Source organism: Streptomyces sp. SCPE 10 (assembly GCF_051980735.1).
Classification (GTDB): Bacteria; Actinomycetota; Actinomycetes; order Streptomycetales; family Streptomycetaceae; genus Streptomyces; species Streptomyces misionensis.
This window is the reverse complement of record NZ_CP197069.1, coordinates 2,838,763-2,862,398: the sequence shown is the minus strand read 5'-3', so window position 1 is coordinate 2,862,398 and position 23,636 is coordinate 2,838,763. Positions and strand designations below refer to the sequence as shown.

Genomic DNA, 23,636 nt, shown 5'->3' with positions numbered 1-23,636 from the left:
GGAGCACATCGAGCACATGGAGCACGTCGAGCACACCGGTTCCAGCAGTCACAGCGGAGCCGGGGATGGACTCGTGCGGCAGGACACCGGGCACGCGCGGGCGCGGGTCATCGACCTCGGGAAACAGGCCGAGGGGGACGGCTCGGCCGGCACTCGCCCGGCAACGGAGCAGGGAGCGGACGACGGGAGCGGTGGGGGAGGGGAGGAGGTCGAGAAGAGGGAGGACCCGGGGAGCGGGAAGAACGGCGAGCAGGGAGAGAAGGCGGAAAAACAGAAGGAGAAGGTGGAGGGGTCGCAGGCGGGCGTGGAGGGGGGTGGTGGAGGTTCCGGTGACGCCGCCGGTGGTTCCGTGGCATCCGGCGGCTCCGATGCCGGGGAGGCCGGGGGTGCCGGGGACAAGGGGCAGGCGGCGGATGCGCGGCGCGCGTCCGGATCCGGCTCACGCTCCGGCTCGCGCGCCGGTTCCGGCTCCCCCTCGGGGGCCGGTTCCAGTCCCCGTTCCCCCTCCGGGTCAGGGTCCGGAGCCGAGTCCGCGCCGGTCACTTCCGCGACGTCCGCCACCCCCGCCCCGTCCTCCGCCCCGTCCGGCTCGGAACCGTCCGCCCCCGCCGACTCCACCGGAGCGTGGGACGACGGTCTGATCGCCCGCCGCGTCACCGATGCCGCCGCCCTCGCCGCCGGACGCGCCACCGCCCTGGAACCGGCGCCGAGCCGTGGTCCGGGCGGTGCCGTACCCCCGGTCCCGCTGGCCTACGAGGGCCCCCTGCGCTCCCGGCTGGACGCGCTGCGCGAACTCGTCGGACTCTCCCGGGCCCGGCTGGACGGCCAGACCCTCGCCGAGGCGGGCCGGGTCCTGGACGAGGCGGCGGCGCGCCGCAAGCTGTCCGGCCGGCACACGGTCGTCGCCATCGCGGGGGCCACCGGCAGCGGCAAGTCACAGCTGTTCAACACCCTCGCCGGGGTCGCCATTTCGGAGACCGGGGTGCGACGCCCGACCACCGCCTCGCCGATCGCGTGCAGCTGGAGCGACGGCGCCGCGGGCCTCATCGACCGGCTCGGCATCCCGGGCCGGTTGCGCCGCCGTCCGCTGCACACCCCGGACGGCGAGAAGCAGCTGCGCGGACTGGTCCTGATCGACCTGCCCGACCACGACTCCGCCGCCGTACAGCACCGCGAGCAGGTCGAACGGATCCTGAAGCTGGTCGACGCGGTGATCTGGGTGGTGGACCCGGAGAAGTACGCCGACGCCGTGCTGCACGAGCGCTATCTGCGGCCGATGGCCGGGCACGCCGAGGTCATGTTCATCGTGCTCAACCAGGTGGACCGGCTGCCCGGGGAGGCGGCCGACATGGTCCTGGACGACCTACGGCGGCTGCTGGACGAGGACGGGGTGGCGCTCGGCGAGCACGGCGAACCCGGCGCCACGGTGCTCGCGCTGTCCGCGCTCACCGGCGAGGGCGTCGGGGACCTGCGCGAGGCGCTGGGCGAGTTCGTGACCGAGCGGGGCGCGGCGGCCCGCCGGGTCGCCGCCGATGTGGACGCCGCCGCGGCCGAGCTGCGGCCGGTCTACGCCGCCGGGCGCCGGATCGGCCTCAGCGAGGAGGCGCGCGAGGAGTTCGCCGCGCGGCTCGCGGACGCGGTGGGCGCCACCGCGGCGGGCGACGCCGCCGAGCGGGCCTGGCTGCGCAACGCCAACCGGGCCTGCGGCACACCCTGGCTGCGGCTGTGGCGCTGGTACCAGCGGCGCGGCACGGTCCCGACCGGCCGTCACCAGGTGCGCGTCCAGACGGAGGAGGAGGCGACGGCGCGGCAGCGGGTGGAGCAGGCGGTGCGCACGGTGGCCGACCGGGCGTCGGCGGGGCTGCCGGTGCCGTGGGCGCAGGCGGTGCGCGAGGCCGCCGTGCGCGGTGCACAGGGGTTGCCGGAGGCGCTGGACGAACTGGCGGAACGCGCCGGGGAGCCGTCCGGGCGGCCGCCGCGGCCGGGCTGGTGGCCGGCCGCGGTGCTGGTGCAGGCGGCGATGACGCTGGTGCAGATCGCCGGCGGGCTGTGGCTGGTCGGGCAGATCGCCGGGGTGATGGCGCCCAACCTCGGCGTTCCAGTGCTGTTGATGGCGTGCGGGATCATCGGCGGGCCGCTGGTGGAGTGGGGGTGCCGGATGGCGGCACGGGGGCCCGCGCGGCGCCATGGACACGAGGCCGAACGGCGCTTGCGGGAGGCGGCCGCGAGCTGCGGCCGGGCGCGGGTGCTGGATCCGGTGGCCGCGGAGTTGCTGCGGTACCGGGAGGTGCGGGAGCAGTACGGCAAGGTCGTGCGGGCGGACGCCGCGGTGAGCTGAACCCGGTTTCCCCAACGGGCCGGCACTCGTGTGGGTGACGGGGTTTTCCACAGGTGCGGGGCCGTCCACAGCGCTCGGCGGGCTCGGCCCGACGGAGGCAGTCTGAGGTCGTGGCAGACGCCGCCGTACGGGACGGGCCCGTACGTGTCGCCCCGCCCGGCCGGACCGCATCGGCGGACCGCACCGGGCGGGCGGAGGGGAGCGAGAAGTGAACGAGACCATGGTGTGCGTGGTGGGCAACGTGGCGACCGCGCCGGTGTACCGGGAGCTGGCGGCGGGCCCGTCGCTCCGGTTCCGGCTCGCGGCCACCGCGCGCTACTGGGACCGCGAGAAGAGCGCCTGGACGGACGGGCACACCAACTTCTTCACGGTGTGGGCCAACCGTCAGCTCGCCGCCAACGCGATGGCGTCGGTGGAGGTGGGCCAGCCGCTCGTGGTGCAGGGCCGGCTGAAGGTGCGCACGGACGGGCGCGAGGGGCAGCAGCAGTGGGCGTCGGCGGACATCGACGCCACGGCGATCGGACACGACCTCTCCCGGGGCACGGCGGTCTTCCGCCGCGCGGCGAAACCGGAGCAGCCGACCGCGCAGCCCCGTCCGGAACCCGACTGGGAGACACCAGGACCTGCGGCGACGGGTGACGGCACCCTCGCCCAACAGGGTTCAGAACCAGCCACGGTGACGTGATGTCAGCGATCGGATCAAGTGGATTTGTCGATAAGCCCTGCTCAAGGGCGGTCCGGCGATAACGATTCCGGATCGGATCCGCCGTCGGATCATCCGACCGGCGGGGGAGGCGTCGCCCGGTTCATAGGATGCCGGGCGTGCCCCTCGGGGCCGCCGATTCTGCTGGTGGGGCCTTCCCCGACGTCCGACGGGTCCTGCTCGAAGGGGAATTCTGTGCTTGCTGCGCTGTCTGGGTTCTGCCGGTCCACCGCCGTGGCCCGCCTGGCCGCCACCGCCACGGTGTCCGGGCTCGTGGCGGCCGGGATGCTGTCCGGCGCCGGTACCGCCGCGGCCGATGTGGCACCGCAGACGGAGGGCGGGGCGACGGCCACCATCGACGGCCTGAAGACCTTCGGCGAGGCCGTGGTCCACGACGCGGGCGGCGACCAGCGGGTGTCCGCGGGACTCTTCGAGATGTCCGTGGACGGCGGCGGCACCCTGCAGACGTACTGCGTCGACCTGCACAACCCGGTCCAGCGCGACGCCCACTACCAGGAGACCTCCTGGAGCGGTACGTCGCTCGGCGCCAACCGGGACGCCGGCAAGATCCGCTGGATCCTGCGGAACTCCTACCCGCAGGTCAACGACCTCGCCGCGCTCGCCAGGCGGGCCGGGACGCACGGCCTCACCGAGCAGGACGCGGCGGTCGGCACGCAGGTGGCGATCTGGCGGTACTCGGACCACGCCAAGGTCGACGCCGTGGACCCGCGGGCCGAGAAGCTCGCCGACTATCTGGAGCGCAGCGCGCGGGACAGCGCCGAGCCGCCCGCCTCGCTGTCGCTGGACCCGGCCGCGGTCTCCGGCCGGCCCGGCGCTCTGGTGGGCCCGGTGACCGTGCACACCAACGCGAGTGCCGTCACGGTGATACCGCCCGCGGGCGTGGCCGGCGGCGGCGCCCGGATCACCGACCAGGACGGCAAGCCGCTGACGGTCGCGAAGAACGGCAGCCGGATCTACTTCCACATCCCGCAGGACGCGGCGGACGGCTCCGCCCAGCTGACCGTGCAGGCGTCGACGACCGTCCCGGTGGGCCGCGCGTTCACCTCCGACAGCCGCAGCCAGACCCAGATCCTGGCCGGCTCCAGCGAGTCCGCGGTCTCCGCGACGGCGACGGCCGGCTGGGCGGCGCGGGGCGCGATACCGGCGATCTCCGCGCGCAAGAACTGCGCCAAGGGCACGGTGGACATCCTGGCCGTCAACAAGGGCGACCAGCCCTTCACCTTCCGCCTGATGGACACCGAGCACACCGTCCCGGCCGGCGCCACCCGCACCATCGGGGTCCCCCTCCAGGAGGACCAGGGCTACGACTTCACGATCACCGGCCCCGACGGCTTCGGCCGGCGCTTCACGGGCGTCCTGGACTGCGCGATCCAGGGCACGATCGTCTCGAAGACCACCACCCAGACCATGGGCGAGCCCACCCCGATCACCACCCCCGCCCCCGACGACACCGACCTCGCCGCGACCGGCGGCTCCGCCCTGACCCCCCTGATCGCCGGCGTCGCCATCGGCCTGGTCGTCATCGGCGGCGCCGTCCTGGTCATCCTCCGCAAACGCGAACAGCCGAACGAGTGAGCGGCTGACCCGGCCCCGGGTTCCCTCCGCGAGAACCGCGAACAGCAGGCGATCCCGAAGCCGCCGTTGCCCGCTCCGCGCAGCGCCCGGAGCAGGTCTGGTCGTGGTCCGGTGATCACATGCGCCGGAAACGGACTACAGGCCGACGTGTGGCGATCGAATAGCGATGGACCGCGCGCACAGCGAGCTTCCAGAATGCACGGTGGCGCGGGCCCACTGGGGGACCGCTTGTGCCCCGGGAAGGATCCCGACGTCCATGTCCGTCTTTCGCTTGCTCAGGCATGCATCCAGACGTCCCGGTTCAAAGCCGGTCGTCGCCCTCACCGTCGTGGCCGCGGCCCTGGCTGCCGGGTCGCTGACGACCACGGCGTCGGCCCACGCGGCGTCTGGCACCTCGGCTCAACCACCCCGTACTGCATCGCACAGCACTCGCTCCCCGGCCGCGGCCCAGCTGACCTGCGCGATCGACGACACCAGCGGCTGCCTGAACAACACCGCCACCAGTACCTTCACCACCACGACCAGCCCTGCCGACGCCGACGGCTCCGGTAACAGCTTCGACGCCGCCGACCTGACGAGGACAGCGGGCTGGCGGAGCGGCAAAACCGTGACCATCGACGGCGCCACCATCACGCTGCCGAAGTTCGGCACCGGCTCCTACGACAACATGCTGGCCTCCGGGCAGACCGTCACCCTGCCGGGCAGCGGCGTGGTCAACACCGGCGACGCCGTGGTCATCCTCGCGTTCGCCACCGGCGCCGCGGTCACGGACGCCACCGGCACCCTCACCTACGCCAGGAACAACTGCCTGGACCCCAACGGCGACCCCACCGACCAGGACTATCGCCTGGACACCGTGCCGGACTGGCTCTCCGGCCCGTCCTCCGCAGCCTCGATCACCCTTGTCCACGAGAACCACAGCGACGACACCCAGACCAGCCCGAGTTCCGGCCCGAAGGTCTACGCCATCAGCGTCCCGCTGGCCTGCCCCGGCTCGGTCATCAGCAGCATCTCCCTGCCCCAGCTCACCGACGGCGTCCAGGCGGGCCGACCCGCCCTGCACATCCTCGGGCTAGGCATACGGCCGACGACCGTCACCGGCAGCGGATCCAGCGCTCGGCACTGGGTCGGCACCTGGTCCTCGGTCCAGGACACCGACAAAGTGCAGTCGTCCGACGGCAGCACAGCGGCCGTCGACAGTCAGACCCTGCGCATCCCGGCCCACGTCAGCATCGGCACCGACAGCGGAAACGGAGTACGCGTACACCTGTCCAACGCGATGGGTGCCACCCCGGTGACCTTCGACGCGGCTTCCGTCGCCCTGCAGGACACCACCGCAGCCGACGCCACCGCAGCCGCGGCACCGGCAACGCTGACCTTCGACGGTTCCCCCTCCGTCACCATTCCGGCAGGCGGCGACGCCACCAGCGACCCAGTCACCCTGACCGTCGAACAGCAGGCAACCGTACTGGTCAGTTTGCAGGTGCGCGGCATGGCGCCCGCCATACCCGGCCACTCTGCGGCCCGGACCCCCGTCTGGGTCAGCGACCACGCGGACCGCACAAGGGACACGGCCGCCGCCCACTACACGCAGACCACGTACACCGGTCTGCCGTACCTCTCCGGCATCGACGTCACCACCTCCATCTCACACCCCACCGGCTCGCTGGTCCTCTACGGAGACCAGAGCGTCAACGGGGGGACCGCAAGCGACGACGGCCGGCATCACCTCAGCGATGCGATCACCAACGCACTGGCCGACGATCCCCGCGGGGACACCTCCGTGCACTACGGCGTGCTCAACGCGGGCACCGCAACCAACAGCCTGCTGCCGCAGAGCACCAGCAGCACCAATCCGGTCAACGCGCTCAACCCCCTGGACCGCGACGTGTTGGCCCAAGGCAACGTGCGAACCGTCCTCGTCTCCACCGGCGCCACCGACCTGCTGAACTGCACCGGCAACGCCGACACCTGCGCCACCGACGTGGAGAACGCACTGGCCTCCCTCGACACCCGGCTGAGTTCGTACTCCACCGACGACGGCCAGCTCTACATCGATCAGCAGCCGATCACCCAGAACTCCAACATCACCGTCTATCTCGCCACCATCCCGCCGTTCACCGCCGCCCGCCCCGGCACAGCGGCCCAGGAGGCCGCTCGCGAGCAGGTCAACACCTACCTGCTCGACAACTACCCCGGTCGGCTCATCGACTTCGCCGCAGCGGTCTCCACCGACGCCGACGCCACATCCTCGACCGTCAAGGCCGCCGACCTCTCGGACGGCAACCCGTCCGACGCGTACTACGCCGACCTCGCCGGCCGATACGTCAGCGACACCGACTCCGGCGCCCTCGTCTACCCGCCCGACTAACCACACCAGCGGGCCCAGGCCCCGCCGCTCCCACCAGATGCGGCGGCGCCTGGTCCGTCGGCCGGCCTGCCTGCCGGACCGACGCCAGGGTGCCGGCTCCGACGGGCATCGCGGACCACCAGGTGAAGATCCGGTTGCCTGCGTGATCGTTCCCGGGCCGTCTCTAGGCCGTCTCTGGGCCGTCCGGGGATGCCCAAGAGCACTCGACGGCGACCGACAGCGACGGACGCCTCACCGCCGCCACCAGTGAATGCCCAGGTCACAGCGCCTCCACCCAACGGGTTTCCGCGCAGGGGTGGCGATACGGCAAGATGGGGTGTATCTGCCCACTGCCAGATTTCAAGCTGCCGGACGGTTTCTCTTGGCTGAGTTCATTTACACCATGCGCAAGGCGCGCAAAGCGCACGGCGACAAGGTGATCCTCGACGACGTCACCCTGAACTTCCTGCCGGGTGCCAAGATCGGCGTCGTCGGTCCGAACGGTGCCGGTAAGTCGACCGTGCTGAAGATCATGGCTGGGCTGGAGCAGCCGTCCAACGGCGACGCGTTCCTGTCGCCCGGCTACACCGTCGGCATCCTGCTGCAGGAGCCCCCGCTGAACGAGGAGAAGACCGTCCTGGAGAACGTCCAGGAGGGTGTCTCGGAGATCAAGGGCAAGCTCGACCGGTTCAACGAGATCGCCGAGCTGATGGCGACCGACTACTCCGACGCGCTGCTGGAGGAGATGGGCAAGCTCCAGGAGGAGCTGGACCACGCCGAGGCGTGGGACCTGGACGCCCAGCTGGAGCAGGCCATGGACGCGCTCGGGTGCCCCCCGGGCGACTGGCCGGTCACCAACCTCTCCGGTGGTGAGAAGCGCCGCGTCGCGCTGTGCAAGCTGCTCCTCGAGCAGCCCGACCTGCTGCTCCTCGACGAGCCCACCAACCACCTCGACGCCGAGTCGGTGAACTGGCTGGAGCAGCACCTGGCCAAGTACCCGGGCACTGTCGTCGCCGTCACCCACGACCGGTACTTCCTGGACAACGTGGCCGGCTGGATCTGCGAGGTCGACCGCGGCCGGCTGCACGGCTACGAGGGCAACTATTCCAAGTACCTGGAGACCAAGGCCGCCCGCCTCAAGGTCGAGGGCCAGAAGGACGCCAAGCGCCAGAAGCGCCTCAAGGAGGAGCTGGACTGGGTGCGGTCGAACGCCAAGGGGCGCCAGGCCAAGTCCAAGGCCCGTCTCGCCCGCTACGAGGAGATGGCCGCCGAGGCCGACAAGATGCGGAAGCTGGACTTCGAGGAGATCCAGATCCCGCCGGGCCCGCGTCTGGGCAACGTCGTGGTCGAGGTCAGCGACCTGCACAAGTCCTTCGGCGAGAAGGTCCTCGTCGACGGGCTGTCGTTCACGCTGCCGCGCAACGGCATCGTCGGCGTCATCGGCCCGAACGGCGCCGGCAAGACCACGCTCTTCAAGATGATCCAGGGCCTGGAGACGCCGGACTCGGGTCAGATCAAGGTCGGCGAGACCGTCAAGGTCTCCTACGTCGACCAGGGTCGCGCCAACATCGACCCGAAGAAGACGCTGTGGGAGGTCGTGTCCGACGGGCTCGACTACATCAACGTCGGCCAGGTCGAGATGCCCAGCCGCGCCTACGTGTCCGCCTTCGGGTTCAAGGGTCCGGACCAGCAGAAGCCGGCCGGTGTGCTCTCCGGCGGTGAGCGCAACCGCCTCAACCTCGCGCTCACCCTCAAGCAGGGTGGCAACCTGCTGCTCCTCGACGAGCCCACCAACGACCTCGACGTCGAGACCCTCTCCAGCCTGGAGAACGCGCTGCTGGAGTTCCCCGGCTGCGCCGTGGTCGTCTCCCACGACCGCTGGTTCCTGGACCGCGTCGCCACCCACATCCTCGCCTACGAGGGCGACTCCAAGTGGTTCTGGTTCGAGGGCAACTTCGAGTCGTACGAGAAGAACAAGGTCGAGCGGCTCGGCCCGGACGCGGCCCGTCCGCACCGGGCGACGTACAAGAAGCTGACCCGGGGCTGATCGGTCTTGCGCCACGTCTACGCGTGCCCGATGCGCTGGTCCGACATGGACGCCTACGGCCATGTCAACAACGCGGTCTTCGTCCGCTACCTGGAAGAGGCCCGGATCAACTTCCTGTTCCGCCCGGACAAGGAGTTCCAGCAGGGCTCCGTGGTGGCGCGCCATGAGATCGACTACAAGCGCCAGCTCGTCCACCGGCACCACCCGGTGGACATCGAGCTGTGGGTCGCCGAGATCCGCGCCGCGTCCTTCACCATCGCCTACGAGGTGAAGGACGAGGACGTGGTGTACGTGCGGGCCTCGACCGTCGTCGTGCCGTTCGACTTCGAGGCCCAGCGGCCGCGCCGGATCACCCCCGCGGAGCGCGAGTTCCTCCAGCAGTACACGGAGCCGGCCGAGACCGAAGAGGGCGAGGCCGTCGCCGCATGACGGAGCTGCACCTCGTGGACGAGACGGAGGCGGCGGACCTCGCCGCCTTCCTCTCCCGGCTGCTGCACTACGACCGCGGTGCCGCGGTGCGCCTCCAGGCGGCGGGCACCGCGCTCGCCGTCTTCGGCCGGCCGCCGTCCTTCGAGGTGCTCGCGGTGCGCGCGGTGCGGCTGGCCAAGCCGTACGAGGACGGGCTCGACGCCACCCTCGACGTGACCGTCTCCGCCGGTGAGCTGCTGGAGTCGGTGGACGAGCGGGCGGCCACCGCCGTCGTGCCGGGCGCGGTCACCGGGCCGCCGTGGGCCGGAGTGCTGCCGCCGCGCGGTGGCTGGCGGGCCGAGCCCGGGCTGCCGGCGCCGGACGCGCTGCGGGCGACCGTGGCCGCGGCGGTCGGCGAGTTCCGGTCGCGCACCGAGGAGTTGGCGCCCGAGCGGCGTACCCGGACGGAGCTGGACCGGATCGGCCGGGACATCTGGTCCCGGGAGATAGGGCACACCCGGCTGCCCGTGCGGGCCGTGCACGCGGCCCAGTCGCTGGGCTTCCTGCGACCGGGCACGGAGGCGGCCGACACCGGGCTGCTGTCCTCGGGGGCGTGGCTGCGGCTGCGCACCCCGTACGGGTCGGTCGCGGTGCGGCGGGCGGGGGCGCTCGGCTCGCTCGCGGTCAGCGTCAACGCCACCGGCTGAGGCACCGGCACCGGGGCCGGCGAGCAGTCTCGCCCGAAGGTTCTTTCACGGCCGTCGTCCCGCGGTCCCTTCCACGGCTGCCCGCTGTCGTCCGGCCGTACGGCGATGTGGTCGGGCTCCGGTTCCAGGGCGACCCGGTCGCACATGTCCAGGGCGCGCACGTAGTCGGCGGGCAGATGACGGATCGGCGGCGGCTCCCGGTCGGCGGCGTTCGCCGAGGTGGCGGTCGGCCGGCCGGTCAGCGACGGGGTATGGCGATCCAGCCGGCCAGATGGCTGAGCTGCCCCGGACCGCAGGACGGTTCCCCAGCCAGGCGAGAGTCAGGTACGGCACCCGGGCAGGGTCGGGTACGTCACCTCGTGAGGTGCTCGAGGAACCAGTCGCGGGAGGCTTGCGAGCTGCGGGTGAAGCCGTCACCGGTGTATGCGGCGAAGTGTCCACCGGGGAGGAAGACGATCTTCTTTGGTTCGGCTGCCGTTCCGTACGCCGATGCCGCCAGGTTTCCTCCGGTCAGGCCGTCCTCCCGGCCGACGATCATCAGCAGGGGTGTCGGTGTGATGTCGGGGAGGTACCGTGCGGGCTCGTAGCCGTAGAAGTTGTCGATGCTGCGCAGGGTCACTTCGTTCGGCCAGGTCGGATCGAGTTCTTCGCGTGCGTGGGTGAAAAAAGCGTGGGAGTCGGGCGTGGGCAGGCCCACCAGCTGTCCCGGGTCGGTTCCCACGACGGGCACGGTGGCCGGTGGCTCCCCCTTCGCGCGCGCACGCCGGTCGGCGGCGAAAAGTTCGGGTCCGACCACCCTGTTGTGCACCCGGGCGAGGTTGGCGTACGTGGCGCGGCCGCTGACGAACGGCGCCTGTCCGCTGACGGCTTTCACCCGCCGGTCGATCGCCGCGACGACGAAGGCGTGTCCGGCGGAGAAACTGGTGCCCCATACCCCGATCCGGTCCGGGTCGACGTCCGGGTGGTTCTGCGCGTAGGTGATGGCGTGCTGGTAGTCCCGGATCTGCTCCCATGGGTCGATCTCGTGCCGGGGCTTGCCGGGGGCGGCCTCGGACTCGCCCCAGCCGCGGTTGTCGTGGACGAGCACGGCGAGGCCGGCCGCCGCGAACACCTCGGCGAACCGATCGAGGTGCATGCGCTTGGTGGACGACCAGCCGTGAGCCATCACGACGCACGGGGCAGGTGACGCAGCGGGCTGCGGCTCGTAGAACCAGCCCCGCAGGAGCGCACCCTCGGCGTCGAACTCGATGTTGTGCCGCACCATATCGACCTTTCAGCTTTGAGACTCGCCGACACAGTCCACGGTGATCGCGCGACCCGGAGACGTCCAATACCGAATCCGGGACCTGTGATGCCCGAAAGGCATGGTCACGGGCGACAGGGAGGTCTCCGTGTCCGAGCAGCCCGGTGGTGACCGCAGCCGCACGGCTGATGCCGAAACGGCATGACAGCGACGGGAACAGGTCTTGGACCCCGGTGCCCGGCCGGGCGCAAGCTGACCCACAACGCACAGGTTGTGGACGAAAGGATGAATGTCATGAAGGTCTTCGTCACCGGCGGCTCCGGTTATATCGGCAAGGCGGTCATCGGCGAGCTGCGGGAAAGCGGTCACACCGTTCGGGCTCTGGCCCGCAGCGAGCAGGCCGCACGAACGGTCCAGGCCCTCGGCGCGGAACCGGTGCGCGGCAGCCTGTCGGATGTGGACGTGCTCAACGAAGCCGCCGCGAACGCCGAGGCGGTCGTTCACCTCGCGCAGGCCGAGACGGGCGAGGAGGACCTCGCCGCGGCGGGCGCGATGCAGGACGGCATCGGTGCAGGCACGTATGTGCACACCGGTGGCACCTGGGTCTACGGGAACACGGACGGAGTCGTCGACGAGGACGCCCCCTGGAACCCGCCCGCCGTGGTCGCCTGGCGCCGTCCCGTCGAGGACGCCGTCCTTGCACGAGCCGCTCACGGCAGCCGTCCCGTCATCATCAGGGCCGGACTGCTGTACGGCGGCGACAACCGCCTCATCGATGCCTTCGTCACCCGGCCCGGCAAGGAAGCGGGCGCCATGCCGTACATCGGCGACGGCACACAGCACTGGGCTCTCGTCCACGTCGACGACCTCGCCAGGCTGTACGCCGCCGCCCTGCGCGCACCGGCCGGGTCCGTCTACGTCGGCGTCGGCGGCGTGAACCCAACGGCCAAGGAGGTCGCCGAGGCCCTCAGCCACGGCGCGGGATTCGACGGCAGGACCACCTCCCTCACCATCGACCAGGCGCGTCAGCAGATGGGCCCCCTCGCGGACGCCTTCGCGCTGGACCAGCAGCTCACGCCGGCGCGCGCCCGTGCCGACCTCGGGTGGGTCCCGACCCACACCGACCCGTTGTCCGACCTCGCACACGGCTAGAATGTCCGTTGTTTCCTGGTGGTGGGCGCGTGAGAGTGCAGGGACACATGGCGCCGGAACGCGGGATCGACGTGGACATCGATCTGCGAAAGCTGCGCTACTTCGTAGCGGTCGCCGAGGAGCTTCACTTCGGCCGCGCGGCCGAACGGTTGTTCGTCGCCCAGCCGGCCCTGTCCCGGCAGGTGCGCGCGCTGGAAGAGGACCTGGGTGTTCAGCTGTTCCGCCGCGACCGGCGGGGCACCGTTCTCACCCCCGCCGGTGCTCAGCTTCTCGACGATGCCGTGTCGCTGCTGGCCGCGTCGGCGGCGATGGTGCGCAGGGTCACCGCCGCCGCCGTGGAGAAGCCCGTGTTCACCATAGGCTTCATGCCGGGTATCACCGTCACTCCGGCCGTGCGCATGCTCAAGGCGCGGCATTCCGCGTTGAGCGTCCGGCTGCTGCGGACCGGTTGGAGCGACCAGGTCGAGGTGCTGCGGGACGGACGGGCGGACGTCAGCATCATCCGTCTGCCCGTCGACCAGAGCGGTCTGCACGTACAACCGCTGTTCACCGAGGCTCGCCTGGCCGTCCTCCCCATCGACCATCCGCTCGCCGGAAGGTCCACCGTCACGGTCCTCGACCTGGCGGACGACCACCTCTTGCAGGATCCGGACGCGGTGCCCGAGTGGCGTGACGTGGCACGTGAACTGCGCACCGGTGAACGCGACGACGTCCCTGCCCTGCACAGCGTGGAAGAGAAGCTCGAACTGGTCGCCGCCGGGGCGGGCATCTGCGTCCTCCCGCTCTCCACCGCCGCCTTCTACACGCGTCCCGATGTCGTCGCCGTACCCGTCGACGGCATCGGCCCCAGCCAGGTGTGCCTCGCCTGGGTCGCCACGCGCCGCTCCCGGCTTATCCAGGACTTCGCCGACGTGTCCCCTTCCCTGGCGCCGACCGTGTGACATGAGTGTGTCCCCCCGGAAGGGGGAGACAGGGGCCTGCCCGGACCGGGTGCGGACGGCGAAACGCGCAGCGGAGCGGCAGCCGGAGATCATAGGTCGCGCGGACGCGACGGGACAGTGCGCCGGCCTGTCCTCCGTGCCAGCCGACACGCCCCCTCCCGCACCCGCGGAACACGCCCTGCCCGGCATACTCCACAGCGGGGGCCCGCTGCCCGCCGCCGGGGCTGCGTCCGGGCCGGTTCCCATCTGCCGCCGACCCCGGAGCACCATGCTCGGTCTTGAACTCGTCGTACTGCTGGGCCTGGCGACGCTGCTCGGCGACGTGCTCTCGAAGCACGTGCGCATCACACCGCCCGTCGTGTTGCTCGTCGCCGGTGTGCTGCTCGGTTTCATCCCCGCGCTGCGCGAGGTGCATCTGCGCCCGGACGTCGTACTGCTGCTGTTTCTTCCCTGCTGCTCTACTGGGAGAGCCTGAACACCTCGCTGAATCAGGTGCGGATCCACCTGCGGGGCATCGTTCTGCTGAGCACCGTCCTGGTCATCGTCACGGCCGCGTCGGTCGCTGCCACCGCCCACGCGCTGGGCCTGCCATGGGGACCCGCCTGGGTGCTGGGCGCCGCCGTGGCCCCGACCGACGCGACGGCCCTCGGCATCGTCGGGCGGTTGCTTCCGCGGAGCCAGGTCACCGTGCTGCGCGCCGAAAGCCTGGTCAACGACGGCACCGCGCTGGTCGTGTACGGCGTGGCCGTCGGCATCGCGACCGGCCGGGAACACCTCGTCGCTTCACACGTGGGTTGGCTGTTCGTACGGGCTTACGCCGGCGGCGCGCTGGTCGGTGCGGCCATCGCCTGGATGGCCGTCTGGGCGCGGCGGCGGATCCGGGAGGACCCGCTGCAAGGCCAGTCCCTGATGCTGCTGGTCCCTTTCACCACCTACCTGATCGCCGAGGAGATCGGCGCCTCCGGGGTCGTCGCCGTGGTCGTCTGCGGACTGATCATGAGCCAGGTGGTGCCGCGCGTGGTGCGCGCGGACATGCGCCTGCAGGCGAACGCGTTCTGGACCGTGGCCACCCACCTGCTCAACGGTTCCCTGTTCGTACTGGTCGGACTCGAACTCCACTCCTCAGGCAAGAGGTTGTCTGCCGGCGACCTGTCGTGGACGGTGTTCACCGCCCTCGCCGTGACCGCCGTCGTGATCGGCGTGCGTCTGTGCCACCTGTACGCCAGCGCCTATCTCATCCGCTTGCTCGACCGCCGTCCGAAACAGCGGATGCTGCGCTTCAGCAACCGGTCCCGACTGGTCAGCGGCCTGTGCGGCTTCCGCGGCGCCGTCTCCCTCGCGGCGGTGCTCGCCGTGCCCCTCCACAACGCCTCTGGGGCGCCTTTCCCGGACCGGGACGTGATCGTGTTCGTGACCGGCGGAGTGATCGTGCTGACTCTGCTGCAGGGACTCGTGCTGCCGGCCGCGGTGCGCTGGGCCCGGCTGCCCCGCGACACCACGCCCGAACAGGAGCGTCACCTCGCGGAGACCATCGCCACGCAGGAGGCCCTCGAAGCCCTTCCCCGGCTCGCCGCCGCGCTCGGCGTCGGCGACGACGTGGCCGAGCGGCTGCGCGCGGAGTACGAGAACCACCTCACCTTCCTCCGCGCACGCGTCGACGGCGACGAGGCACATCCTGCCCTGCGCAAGGAGCGGGAGTACCGGGCCCTGCGACTGGCCCTCGTCGCGAGCAGGCGCGCGACGCTCGTACGGCTCCGGGACGAACGCCGGATCGACGACACCGTGCTGCGCGAGTTGGTGACCCGGCTGGACAACGAGGAAGTCGGACTCGCCCCCCATCGGCCGCCCGACTGAACGGACCGGGACGGCGGCCCCTGGTCGCCGCCGCCGAAGCAGGCACGGCACTTCATCGCGCGGCCTTGCGGTACGCAGCGGACCGCGTCAGGTGCGCCGGACACGTCGGACGGTCCCAGGTGCCGGGGGCATCCGCTCCGGCACACCGTCGGCTGCTCGTCAGCGCTGCGTCGCTCCGCTGGGTGACACACTCCGTTCCGATCGTGCCCAGCCGGCCAGGAGGGCGAGGCGTTCGGCAGTGGGCGAGTCCGGCTCGGCGGTGGATATCCCCAGGGTCTGTTCAGGGTCGTCGACGGGAGTGAACGCCTCATAGCCGAGAACGAGGTCGCCGACGACGGGGTGGCGCAGGTGCTTGGTTCCGTGGGTGCGCTGAAAGACGTCGTGCCTGGCCCACCAGCGTCGGAAGTCCTCGTCGTGCGACGAGAGTTCCGCGACCAGCTCGGCGAGGGCGGGGTCGTGCGGATGACGTCCGGCGTACAGGCGCAGGGAGGCGACGATGCCCCGGGCAGCGTTTTCCCAGTCGACGTAGAGTGAGCGGAAGCCCTCGTCGAGGAATGCCAGGCGTGCCATGTTGCGGCCGCGGGGCGGCAACGCCTCGAAATCCGTGTAGAGGGCGCGGGCGAGGTGGTTGCCGGCAAGGATGTCCATGCGTCGGCCCAGCACCAGGGCCGGGACATCGGTGATGCTGTCGAGGAGCAGACGCAGTCCCGGGCGGACGCGTTGCGGTGGCAGAGCGCCTGTGCGGGTACGGGTCGGCTTGGCGACGCGGAACAGATGGGCGCGCTCCAGGTCGTTCAGGCGCAGCGCGCGTGCGATCGACTCCAGCACGGTGGCCGAGACGTTCACATGCCGGCCTCGTTCGAGGCGTACGTAGTAGTCGACGCTGACGCCCGCGAGCTGGGCGACCTCCTCGCGGCGCAGACCCGGCACCCGCCGCGGGCCGGGAGGTGAAGGGAGCCCGGCCGCATCGGGTGTGATCTTGGCGCGGCGGGACCGCAGGAAGTCGCGCAGCTCCGTGTTCGGCTCCTGGACCATGTCCCCACGTTAGTCCGCCGCCCCGGCCGGCGGGGGCGCGAGAGGGGGTCTGCCGGACCCCCGGTGCGGGTGGGCCTGGCGGCGCGGTGCAGGGGGTGTTTGGCTGATCGGCGCATCGTCAGGCACAAGAGGGGCACATCATGAAACGGCGAATTCTCGGCGGCACCGGGCTGTCCGTCAGCGAGTACGCGCTCGGCGCGATGATGTTCGGCGCCATGGGCAACACCGATCACGACGAGTCGGTCCGAATGATCCACACCGCACTCGACGCCGGTGTCAACCTCATCGACACCGCCGACGTGTACTCCGGCGGTGAATCGGAGGTGATCGTCGGGAAGGCGATCAAGGGCCGTCGGGACGATGTCGTGCTGGCCACCAAGTTCGGGCTGCCGATGGGCGACCACCCGGACCGGCGCGGTGGCTCGGCACGCTGGATCCATCGCGCCGTGGAGGACAGCCTCCGCCGCCTGGACACCGATCACATCGATCTGTACCAGATGCACAGACCCGACCCGGACACCGACATCGACGAGACCCTCGCCGCCCTGTCCGACCTGATCCGGGCGGGGAAGGTCCGCGCCATCGGCGGCTCCTTCTTCTCCCCCGAAGAGATCGTGGAAGCACAGTGGGTGGCCGAGCGGCGCGGACACCGCAGGTTCCGCACCGAGCAGCCGCCGTACTCGATCCTCACCCGGGGCGTCGAGAACCGGGTGCTGCCCACCGCCCAGCGCTACGGGATGGGTGTGCTCACGTTCGGCCCGCTCAATTCCGGCTGGCTCTCCGGCCGCGCCGATCCCACGGCAGGCCACCGCAACGCCGGGCTCGGCGCGCAGATGTTCGACCTGTCCCGGTCCGGCGTACGCGCCAAGGCGGAGGCCGTCCGGAAGCTCACCGCACTGGCCGCCGAGGCCGGCCTGCCTCTGCCCCACCTGGCCACCGCCTTTGTCCGCGCGCACCCGGCCGTCACCGCCGTGCTGATCGGACCCCGCCGTCCCGAACACCTCGCCGATCTCCTCGCCGGCGCCGACGTCGTGCTCGGTGACGACATCCTCGACCGCATCGACGACATCGTGCCGCCCGGTGCCGACCTCCACCAGGGGGACTTCTACATCAGCCCCACCCCTGCCATCACGGACAAACGCCTGCGGCGTCGCTGAGAGTGCGGGCCGGTCAGCCCGGGGTGTTGACCATCGAGGCGGCCGCGTACGTCAGGTAGTTCCACAGGGTCCGCTCGTGCTCCTCGGAGAGGCCCAGTTCGTCCACCGCCACCCGCATGTGCCGCAGCCAGGCGTCGTGCGCCGCCCGGTCCACCGCGAACGGGGCGTGCCGCATCCGCAGCCGGGGGTGGCCCCGGCGCTCGCCGTAGGTGGTCGGGCCGCCCCAGTACTGCATGAGGAACAGGGCGAGCCGCTCCTCGGCGGGGCCCAGGTCCTCCTCCGGGTACATCGCCCGCAGCTCCGGGTCCTCGGCGACCCCCTGGTAGAAACGGTGGACGAGCCGGCGGAAGGTGTCCTCCCCGCCGACCTGCTCGTAGAAGGTCTGCTCCTGAAGCGTGCCGCGCCGAATCTCATTCACCCGTCCATGGTCTCAGACGCGGCGGACGAGGACCCGGGGCTCGGGAGCACCGGCCGGGGAGCACCGGACCTAGGGTGGTCGTATGGCAGGTGCCGACGAGATCGAGGGGCTCGCCGTCGCCGCGCGGGCCGCGCTGGTGCGGGAGATCGAGGCCGACGGGGCCTTCGCGCCGGACCCGCGGTGGCGGGAGGCGTTCGCCGCGGTGCCCCGGCATCTGTTCGTGCCGTACTACTACGTGGCCGGGCCGCGCGGCTACGAACGCCGCTGGGGCGAGAGTCCCGACCCGGAGGACCGGGAGCGCTGGGTGCGCGGCGCCTACGCGGACGTACCGCTGGCCACCCGGCTGCGCGACGGCGAGCTGCTGTCCTCCAGCAGCCAGCCCTCCCTGATGGCCCGGATGCTGGTGGCACTGGGGGTGGCGGACGGGGACCGGGTGCTCGAGGTGGGCGCGGGCACCGGGTACAACGCGGCCCTGCTCGCCCACCGGCTCGGCGACGACAACCTCGTCACCACCGTCGACCTGGAGCCGGAGATCACCGAGTCGGCGCGCCGGCACCTGGCCGCCGCCGGCTACCACCCGGCGGTCGTCACCGGGGACGGGGCGCGCGGGGTGCCCGAACGCGCCCCCTTCGACCGGATCATCGCCACCTGCGCGCTGCCCACGGTGCCGCGCGCCTGGCTCGCCCAGTGCCGCCCCGGCGCGCGGATCGTGGTCCCGCTGGCCACCGGGCTGCTCGCGCTGACCGCGCGGGACGCGCGGCACGCGGAGGGACGCTTCCTGCCCACGGCCGCCTACTTCGTGCCGTTGCGCGGGCAGGGCCGGCCCGAGCCGGAGGGCGTCTCGCTCGCGGGGCTGCCGGGCCGGGCCCGGGAACAGGACGCGTTCCACTTCCTGCTGGCGCTGACCCGCGGCGCCCTCGCCCCGCAGGACGCCTGGGCGCTGTGGGAGCGCGCGGGCGAACCGGGGCGCGAGCGGTACGGCGTCACGGTCGCCGGCGAGCAGGGCCGGGCCTGGCTGGACGACCCGGAGGGGCCGTACGCCTGGCCCCTCCCGTGACCGCCCGCCGTGGGCTCAGCCCCGGCGGACGGTGATCGTCGTCCAGGCGCCGACGTGCACCCGGTCGCCGTCCCGCAGCGGGACCGGCACGAACGGCTGGATCGGCTCCTCCGACATGTTGACCGTGGTGCCGTTGGTCGAGTTCTGGTCGACCACCGCCCAGCTGCCGTCCGGCTGCTGCACCAGCATCGCGTGCTGGTGCGAGACGCCCGGATCCTCCGGCGGCACCGCGAGGTCGATGTCCGGGGTGTCGCCGGTGGAGTGCCGGCGGCGGCCGATCGTCACCTGGTCACCGGTGAGGGTGCGCTGCTGCTCGGGGGAGTACGCGGGCAGGTTCAGGCCCGTGGCCTCGGGGCCCGAGCGCTGCATCATCGCCATGAAGTACTCGCGGTCCGGGCCGATGGTCGCCGTCCAGGTGCCCTGGCCCGGCGCGTCGGGGAACGCGGGAGGGGCGGGGGCCTTCTGGAAGCCGGGGCCGGCGGGCGTCTGGGCGCTGCCCGGCTGCGGGTAGCCGTAGCCGCCGCCCTGGCCCGGCGCGGAGGGGCCGGTGGAGGAGGGCGGGGAGATCACCCAGTCGTCCTCGCCGCCGCCGAACGAGGGGCCGGAGCCGGGCCCGCCGGCCGGGGGCCGGCCGGTCTCCTGCGGGAAGGCGGGCGGCGCGGGCGGTCCGGACGGCGAGAACGCCTGCGGGGCACCACCGGGACCGCCGGGACCCCCCTGGCCGCCGGGACCGGCGGGCGGGGTCGGGCCGGGCGGCGGCGGGACGGGACGGGCGGGGTCGGTGCCGAAGGGGGTGGGGACGGCCGGACCGCCCGGTCCCCGGCCGGGACCGTTGCCGAAGCCGCCGGGACCCTGACCCGGGCCGCGGTCGCCGCCGAAACTCGGCGGGTTCTGGGTGCCGCCGGGCTGGGGGTAGCCGTAGCCGCCGCCCTGGCCCTGGTTGCCGGGTCCCTGGCCGGGTACGGAGGGGCCACCGGCCGGGCCGCCCGCGCCCGGACGGTTGAAGGCGGGCGGGGCCTGGGTGTCGCCGGGCTGCGGGTAACCGTAACCACCGCCCTGGCCCTGGTTCTGGCCCTGGTTCTGGCCCGGGCGGTCGAAGGTAGGCGGGTTCTGGGTGCCGCCGGGCTGGGGGTAGCCGTAGCCGCCGCCCTGGTTGCCGGGACCCTGACCGGGGACCGAGGGACCACCGGCCGGGCCGCCGCGGTCGCCGCCGAAGGGGATGGGCCTGGACGGGCCGCCCTGGCCGCCCCCGAACGGGGACGGGCGGCCCTCGTTGCCGAAGGCGGGCGGGGTGGGCGGGCCGGGGTTGGCCGGCGGGGTGCCGCGGTCGAACGGGGTCGGCCCCGACGGCTCGCTGGTGAACGGCGGGATCGGCTCGGCCGGCCGGTTCACCTGCGAGGGCCGCGAGCCCTGGTAGTCGAACCCGTCACCGCTGCCGTACGTCGAACCCGGCGGCTGGAAGCGGGGCGTCGAGGGGGTGGTGGGGCGCGGCGCCGCCGGGGTGTACGAGGTGGCCGTGTTGGTCAGGAAGTTCCACCGGCACTCCTCGCAGAACGGCGCGCCGCCCTCGCGGGGGGTACGGCACTGCGGGCACAGCTCCGGCTCGCCACCGGACGCGGCGGGCGGCCGGGCACCGGCCGAACCGCCCTGCGGGGGCGGGAAGCCGTAGCCGCCGGGCGGCGGGGGCGGGGGCGGAGGTACGGCACCGGCCATGCGGTGACCGCAGACCTCGCACCAGTCGTCGGAACCCGACTGGTGTCCGTTCGGGCAGGTCGGCATGTCGGGGCTTCCCCTTCGTCTCAGGGCTGGGCTGGCTCGACTGGCGTCGCTTCCAGGGTCACTTCTTTACACGAACAGTTTTTGTGGACCGGGTCTCCAGAGTCATCTCGTCCGCCTCCGCGACCCTTGTCTTCAACCGCACAGTACCTGTCGCGGCGTCGACCACGTCCACCACCTTCGCAAGCAGTTTCGCAGTATCCGCGTTCCCGGAGGCGCTCGCCAGCTGAACGGCCCGTCCGAGTTTGGCCGTTGCTCCATCGAAATCTCCCACTTTGCGAAGATCGAGCCCCTGCTTGATGACTTGTGCCAGTTCGGCCTGCCCGGTGTAGTGGGCGACTTGGGGGCTGATCGCGGTGGAGGCCGTCATGTCGTCGGTCCACACGGCCCGTACGAGACCCTGCGCGCCGAGGTTCTGTGCCGTCCCGTCCTGGCCGGGCACCACCAGCGAGACGCGGGCGGCCAGCATCTCGCGGCCGAGGCCGGCCGGCGGGACCTCCACACACAGGTGGTAGTCGCGGGACTCGTCGCCCCAGGAACCGGTGGGGTAGTCCCCGGCGCGCGGCCCGGCCTCGGTGCGTCTGCCGGTCAAGTCCTCGACGGCGGGCGCGACTTGTTTGACGAAGCGGATGGCCGTGCCGACCGGCGTCCACACCCGCAGGGCGACGTCGGCGACCTCCTTGCCCATCGCCGTCTCCATCATCCGCGTGAAGTCCGCGGCCAGGCCCGCCGGATCGGCGACGATGTCGGCGGTGCCGAGGAGCGCCGAGGCGATGGCTGTGACTTCTTTCACTTCCCAGTCGGTGCCCACGCCCCGCGCGTCACAGGTGAACCGTCCTGCGCAGGCGTCCAGGGCGGCCCGCAGATCGTCCGGCGACTCGTGCTCGTTGCGGCCGTCGGTGAGCAGGACGCCGTGCCGCAGGGTGACGTCCGCCGAGGCCAGCAGCCGGTCGGCGAGCCGCAGCCAGGTGCCGATGGCCGTACCGCCGCCCGCGCTCAGCCGGCGCAGCGCCCGCTTGGCCTCCTCCCGGGCGGCCGGACCGGCGACGGCGAGCCGGCCACCGCCCGGGTAGACCTCGGTGGCCACATGGGTGCCGCCGATCACCGCGAAGCGCGTGCCGTCGCGCAGGGTGTCGACGGCGGCGGCCGTGGCGTCCCTGGCGTGGCGCATCTTGGTGGGCGGATAGTCCATGGAGCCCGAGCAGTCGACCATCACCGCCACCGCGGCGGACGGCCGCCGCCCGGCAGCGGCGGCGCCCGGGCCCTTGCCGATCGTGCCCCCTCCGGTCGCCGTCACCGTGACGATGGCGTTGACCTCGCGGCCGCCCTCGGGCAGGTACTCGTTCTGGTACACGTCCACCGAGAACCGCGGCACGTCAGGTTTCGCGAAGTTGGCCATACGGACTCGAATCCCCCTCGACCGCCCCGCTCACGCCGGGCGATGGCTGTGTACGGGCCGGTCCCCTCCGGCCCGTGGCCTCAGGCCGATCCTGCCCCCCGCGGTGGTGCCGGGAACGGCAGGACCGCCACTGTTACGTTGTCGTGGCCCCCGCCGTCCAGGGCGTGGCCGACCAGGACGCGGGCGCTGTGCAGCGGGCGGACGGCGGCGTCCGCCGGGAGCGTCTCGGCCATCTCCCCGGCCGTCTCGGCGTAGTTCCACAGCCCGTCGGTGCACACCACCACGACACCGGGCCGGTCCGGTTTGAACGAGGCGGTGTGCGGGTCCAGTTCGTAGGCGTCCGCGCCGAGCCAGCCGGTGATGGCGTGGGCCCGCTCGTCGGCGTACGCCTCGGCCTCGCTCATCAGCCCGGCGGCGACCATCTGCGCGGCCCAGGAGTCGTCCTCGGTCAGCCGGGCGGGCGGGGCGCCGCGGTCGTCCGGCACCCAGTAGGCGCGGCTGTCGCCGACCCAGCCGACCACCAGCAGCCCGGCGGCGACCACGGCGGAGACGATGGTGCAGGCCGGGGCGTTCTGGTGCGGGTCGTGCTCGCGGGCCGTGTCCGGTTCCCCGGCGAGCGCGTTGACGGCCTGCGCGGCGGCGACGATCGCCTCGTGCATGGCCGCCTGCGGGTGGGTGCCGCGCGGCAGCGCGGCGAGCAGGGTGTCACCGGCCGCCCGGGCGGCGGCGGCCGACGCCTCGTCGGGGCGGGTGGCCGAGGAGACGCCGTCGCAGACGACGGCGAGGGCCGCCGGGGTGCCGTCGGGCAGCGCGGTGTGGCCGACGGTGAAGGCGTCCTCGTTGCGGTGGTGGCGCAGCCCGCGGTCGCTGACGGCGGCCACCGGGCCCGACTCCCGCTCCACGTGGTCGCGTTCGCGGGGCTGGGCGTGCCCGCAGTGCTCGCAGTAGCCGTCGCTGTCCACGCGGCCGGCCCGGCAGGCGACACAGGTCGAGGCGGGCTGCGGGTGCTCCTGCGGCGGACCGGCCTGGGCCGGTCGCGCGTTCGGTGCCTGGGGGTCCGGTGCCTGCAAGGGGTACTCCTCCGGTTCCGCCGGCCGGTCCAGGCGGACGCCTGAGGTGGCCGGTCCGGCGGGCGCGGGTGGCGCGGCCGGTTCCATGGGGTGCAGCGGGTGGCCGCCCGAGTCGGTGCCGGGCAGATCGGTCGGCAGATGCGTCGCGGGCGGGGTGGCGCCGGCGCCGGGCGGCTCGGGGGCGGGCCACCGGACACCCTCCCCGGTGGCGGGGGGCGCGGGCTCCGGGAAGCCGGTCACGGCCGGCGTCGGATGGTCCTGCGGCGGGGCGGGCACCACCGAAAGGTCGTGTCCGCACGCACCACAGAAGAGGTCACCCGGCTCGACGGGCTCCGCGCAGCTCGGGCACGTGGCCGGTGCGGCCTGCTGGGGCTTCTGCGACATC

Annotated in this window: 19 protein-coding genes; 13 read left to right on the top strand and 6 right to left on the bottom strand. The window is 72.5% G+C overall.

The window, feature by feature from the left end:
* The first annotated feature begins 16 nt into the window (after nt 1–16).
* From ACSP97_RS13365 to ACSP97_RS13335, 7 genes are all read left to right on the top strand, one after another.
* Entirely contained in the window at nt 17–2,338 is a 2,322-nt protein-coding gene (locus ACSP97_RS13365; RefSeq protein WP_440558419.1) for a GTPase, read from the top strand.
* A 208-nt stretch (nt 2,339–2,546) separates the two neighbouring features.
* Nucleotides 2,547–3,023 (top strand): single-stranded DNA-binding protein, encoded by a 477-nt coding sequence (locus ACSP97_RS13360; RefSeq protein WP_355529977.1) that lies wholly within the window; start codon nt 2,547–2,549, stop codon nt 3,021–3,023.
* Nucleotides 3,024–3,284: 261 nt separating this feature from the next.
* Nucleotides 3,285–4,637 (top strand): Cys-Gln thioester bond-forming surface protein, encoded by a 1,353-nt coding sequence (locus ACSP97_RS13355; RefSeq protein WP_382074581.1) that lies wholly within the window; start codon nt 3,285–3,287, stop codon nt 4,635–4,637.
* A 328-nt stretch (nt 4,638–4,965) separates the two neighbouring features.
* Nucleotides 4,966–7,008: a hypothetical protein gene (locus tag ACSP97_RS13350; protein WP_391870076.1), complete on the top strand. Its 2,043-nt coding sequence runs from the start codon at nt 4,966–4,968 to the stop codon at nt 7,006–7,008.
* A gap of 361 nt (nt 7,009–7,369) precedes the next feature.
* A complete protein-coding gene (gene ettA / locus ACSP97_RS13345; RefSeq protein WP_070027213.1) occupies nt 7,370–9,034 on the top strand; it encodes an energy-dependent translational throttle protein EttA in 1,665 nt (554 codons plus the stop codon).
* A gap of 6 nt (nt 9,035–9,040) precedes the next feature.
* Complete coding sequence (locus ACSP97_RS13340; RefSeq protein ID WP_355144849.1) at nt 9,041–9,463, top strand: acyl-CoA thioesterase; 423 nt, start codon at nt 9,041–9,043, stop codon at nt 9,461–9,463.
* Nucleotides 9,460–10,149, top strand: coding sequence for a hypothetical protein (locus tag ACSP97_RS13335; RefSeq protein WP_355144847.1), 690 nt, complete (start codon nt 9,460–9,462; stop codon nt 10,147–10,149). The genes ACSP97_RS13340 and ACSP97_RS13335 overlap by 4 nt, the downstream gene beginning before the upstream one ends.
* Before the next feature lie 352 nt (nt 10,150–10,501).
* Here ACSP97_RS13335 and ACSP97_RS13330 read toward each other — a convergent pair whose 3' ends face one another.
* A complete protein-coding gene (locus ACSP97_RS13330) occupies nt 10,502–11,413 on the bottom strand; it encodes an alpha/beta hydrolase (protein WP_440557634.1) in 912 nt (303 codons plus the stop codon).
* Between the two features lie 273 nt (nt 11,414–11,686).
* On the opposite strand from ACSP97_RS13330, the gene ACSP97_RS13325 reads away from it, so the two are divergent.
* The 4 genes from ACSP97_RS13325 (at nt 11,687) to ACSP97_RS13310 (ending at nt 15,339) form a co-directional block, all read left to right on the top strand.
* Nucleotides 11,687–12,544: an NAD-dependent epimerase/dehydratase family protein gene (locus tag ACSP97_RS13325; RefSeq protein WP_355144843.1), complete on the top strand. Its 858-nt coding sequence runs from the start codon at nt 11,687–11,689 to the stop codon at nt 12,542–12,544.
* Between the two features lie 47 nt (nt 12,545–12,591).
* Nucleotides 12,592–13,485 (top strand): LysR family transcriptional regulator, encoded by an 894-nt coding sequence (locus ACSP97_RS13320; RefSeq protein ID WP_355144841.1) that lies wholly within the window; start codon nt 12,592–12,594, stop codon nt 13,483–13,485.
* A 268-nt stretch (nt 13,486–13,753) separates the two neighbouring features.
* Nucleotides 13,754–13,960, top strand: coding sequence for a hypothetical protein (locus ACSP97_RS13315; protein ID WP_440557633.1), 207 nt, complete (start codon nt 13,754–13,756; stop codon nt 13,958–13,960).
* A gap of 17 nt (nt 13,961–13,977) precedes the next feature.
* Nucleotides 13,978–15,339 carry a Na+/H+ antiporter gene (locus ACSP97_RS13310; protein ID WP_440557632.1) on the top strand — a complete coding sequence of 454 codons (1,362 nt, stop codon included), beginning with the start codon at nt 13,978–13,980 and terminating at the stop codon, nt 15,337–15,339.
* Between the two features lie 159 nt (nt 15,340–15,498).
* Here the strand turns inward: ACSP97_RS13310 and ACSP97_RS13305 are convergent, their stop codons facing one another.
* Nucleotides 15,499–16,374: a helix-turn-helix transcriptional regulator gene (locus tag ACSP97_RS13305; RefSeq protein ID WP_440557631.1), complete on the bottom strand. Its 876-nt coding sequence runs from the start codon at nt 16,372–16,374 to the stop codon at nt 15,499–15,501.
* Between the two features lie 140 nt (nt 16,375–16,514).
* On the opposite strand from ACSP97_RS13305, the gene ACSP97_RS13300 reads away from it, so the two are divergent.
* The gene (locus ACSP97_RS13300; RefSeq protein ID WP_358271169.1) at nt 16,515–17,531 is read left to right on the top strand and encodes an aldo/keto reductase; all 1,017 of its coding nucleotides are present in this window, start codon (nt 16,515–16,517) and stop codon (nt 17,529–17,531) included.
* Nucleotides 17,532–17,544: 13 nt separating this feature from the next.
* Here ACSP97_RS13300 and ACSP97_RS13295 read toward each other — a convergent pair whose 3' ends face one another.
* Entirely contained in the window at nt 17,545–17,949 is a 405-nt protein-coding gene (locus ACSP97_RS13295) for a globin (protein WP_355144833.1), read from the bottom strand.
* An 82-nt stretch (nt 17,950–18,031) separates the two neighbouring features.
* Between ACSP97_RS13295 and ACSP97_RS13290 the strand changes: the two genes are divergently transcribed.
* Complete coding sequence (locus ACSP97_RS13290; protein WP_440557628.1) at nt 18,032–19,006, top strand: methyltransferase domain-containing protein; 975 nt, start codon at nt 18,032–18,034, stop codon at nt 19,004–19,006.
* Between the two features lie 15 nt (nt 19,007–19,021).
* On the opposite strand, the gene ACSP97_RS13285 is transcribed toward ACSP97_RS13290, so the two are convergent.
* The 3 genes from ACSP97_RS13285 to ACSP97_RS13275 form a co-directional block, all read right to left on the bottom strand.
* Nucleotides 19,022–20,785 (bottom strand): FHA domain-containing protein, encoded by a 1,764-nt coding sequence (locus tag ACSP97_RS13285; protein WP_440557620.1) that lies wholly within the window; start codon nt 20,783–20,785, stop codon nt 19,022–19,024.
* A gap of 58 nt (nt 20,786–20,843) precedes the next feature.
* Nucleotides 20,844–22,181 (bottom strand): vWA domain-containing protein, encoded by a 1,338-nt coding sequence (locus ACSP97_RS13280; RefSeq protein ID WP_440557613.1) that lies wholly within the window; start codon nt 22,179–22,181, stop codon nt 20,844–20,846.
* Nucleotides 22,182–22,261: 80 nt separating this feature from the next.
* Nucleotides 22,262–23,635 carry a PP2C family protein-serine/threonine phosphatase gene (locus ACSP97_RS13275; protein WP_355327453.1) on the bottom strand — a complete coding sequence of 458 codons (1,374 nt, stop codon included), beginning with the start codon at nt 23,633–23,635 and terminating at the stop codon, nt 22,262–22,264.
* Between the last annotated feature and the right edge of the window lies 1 nt (nt 23,636).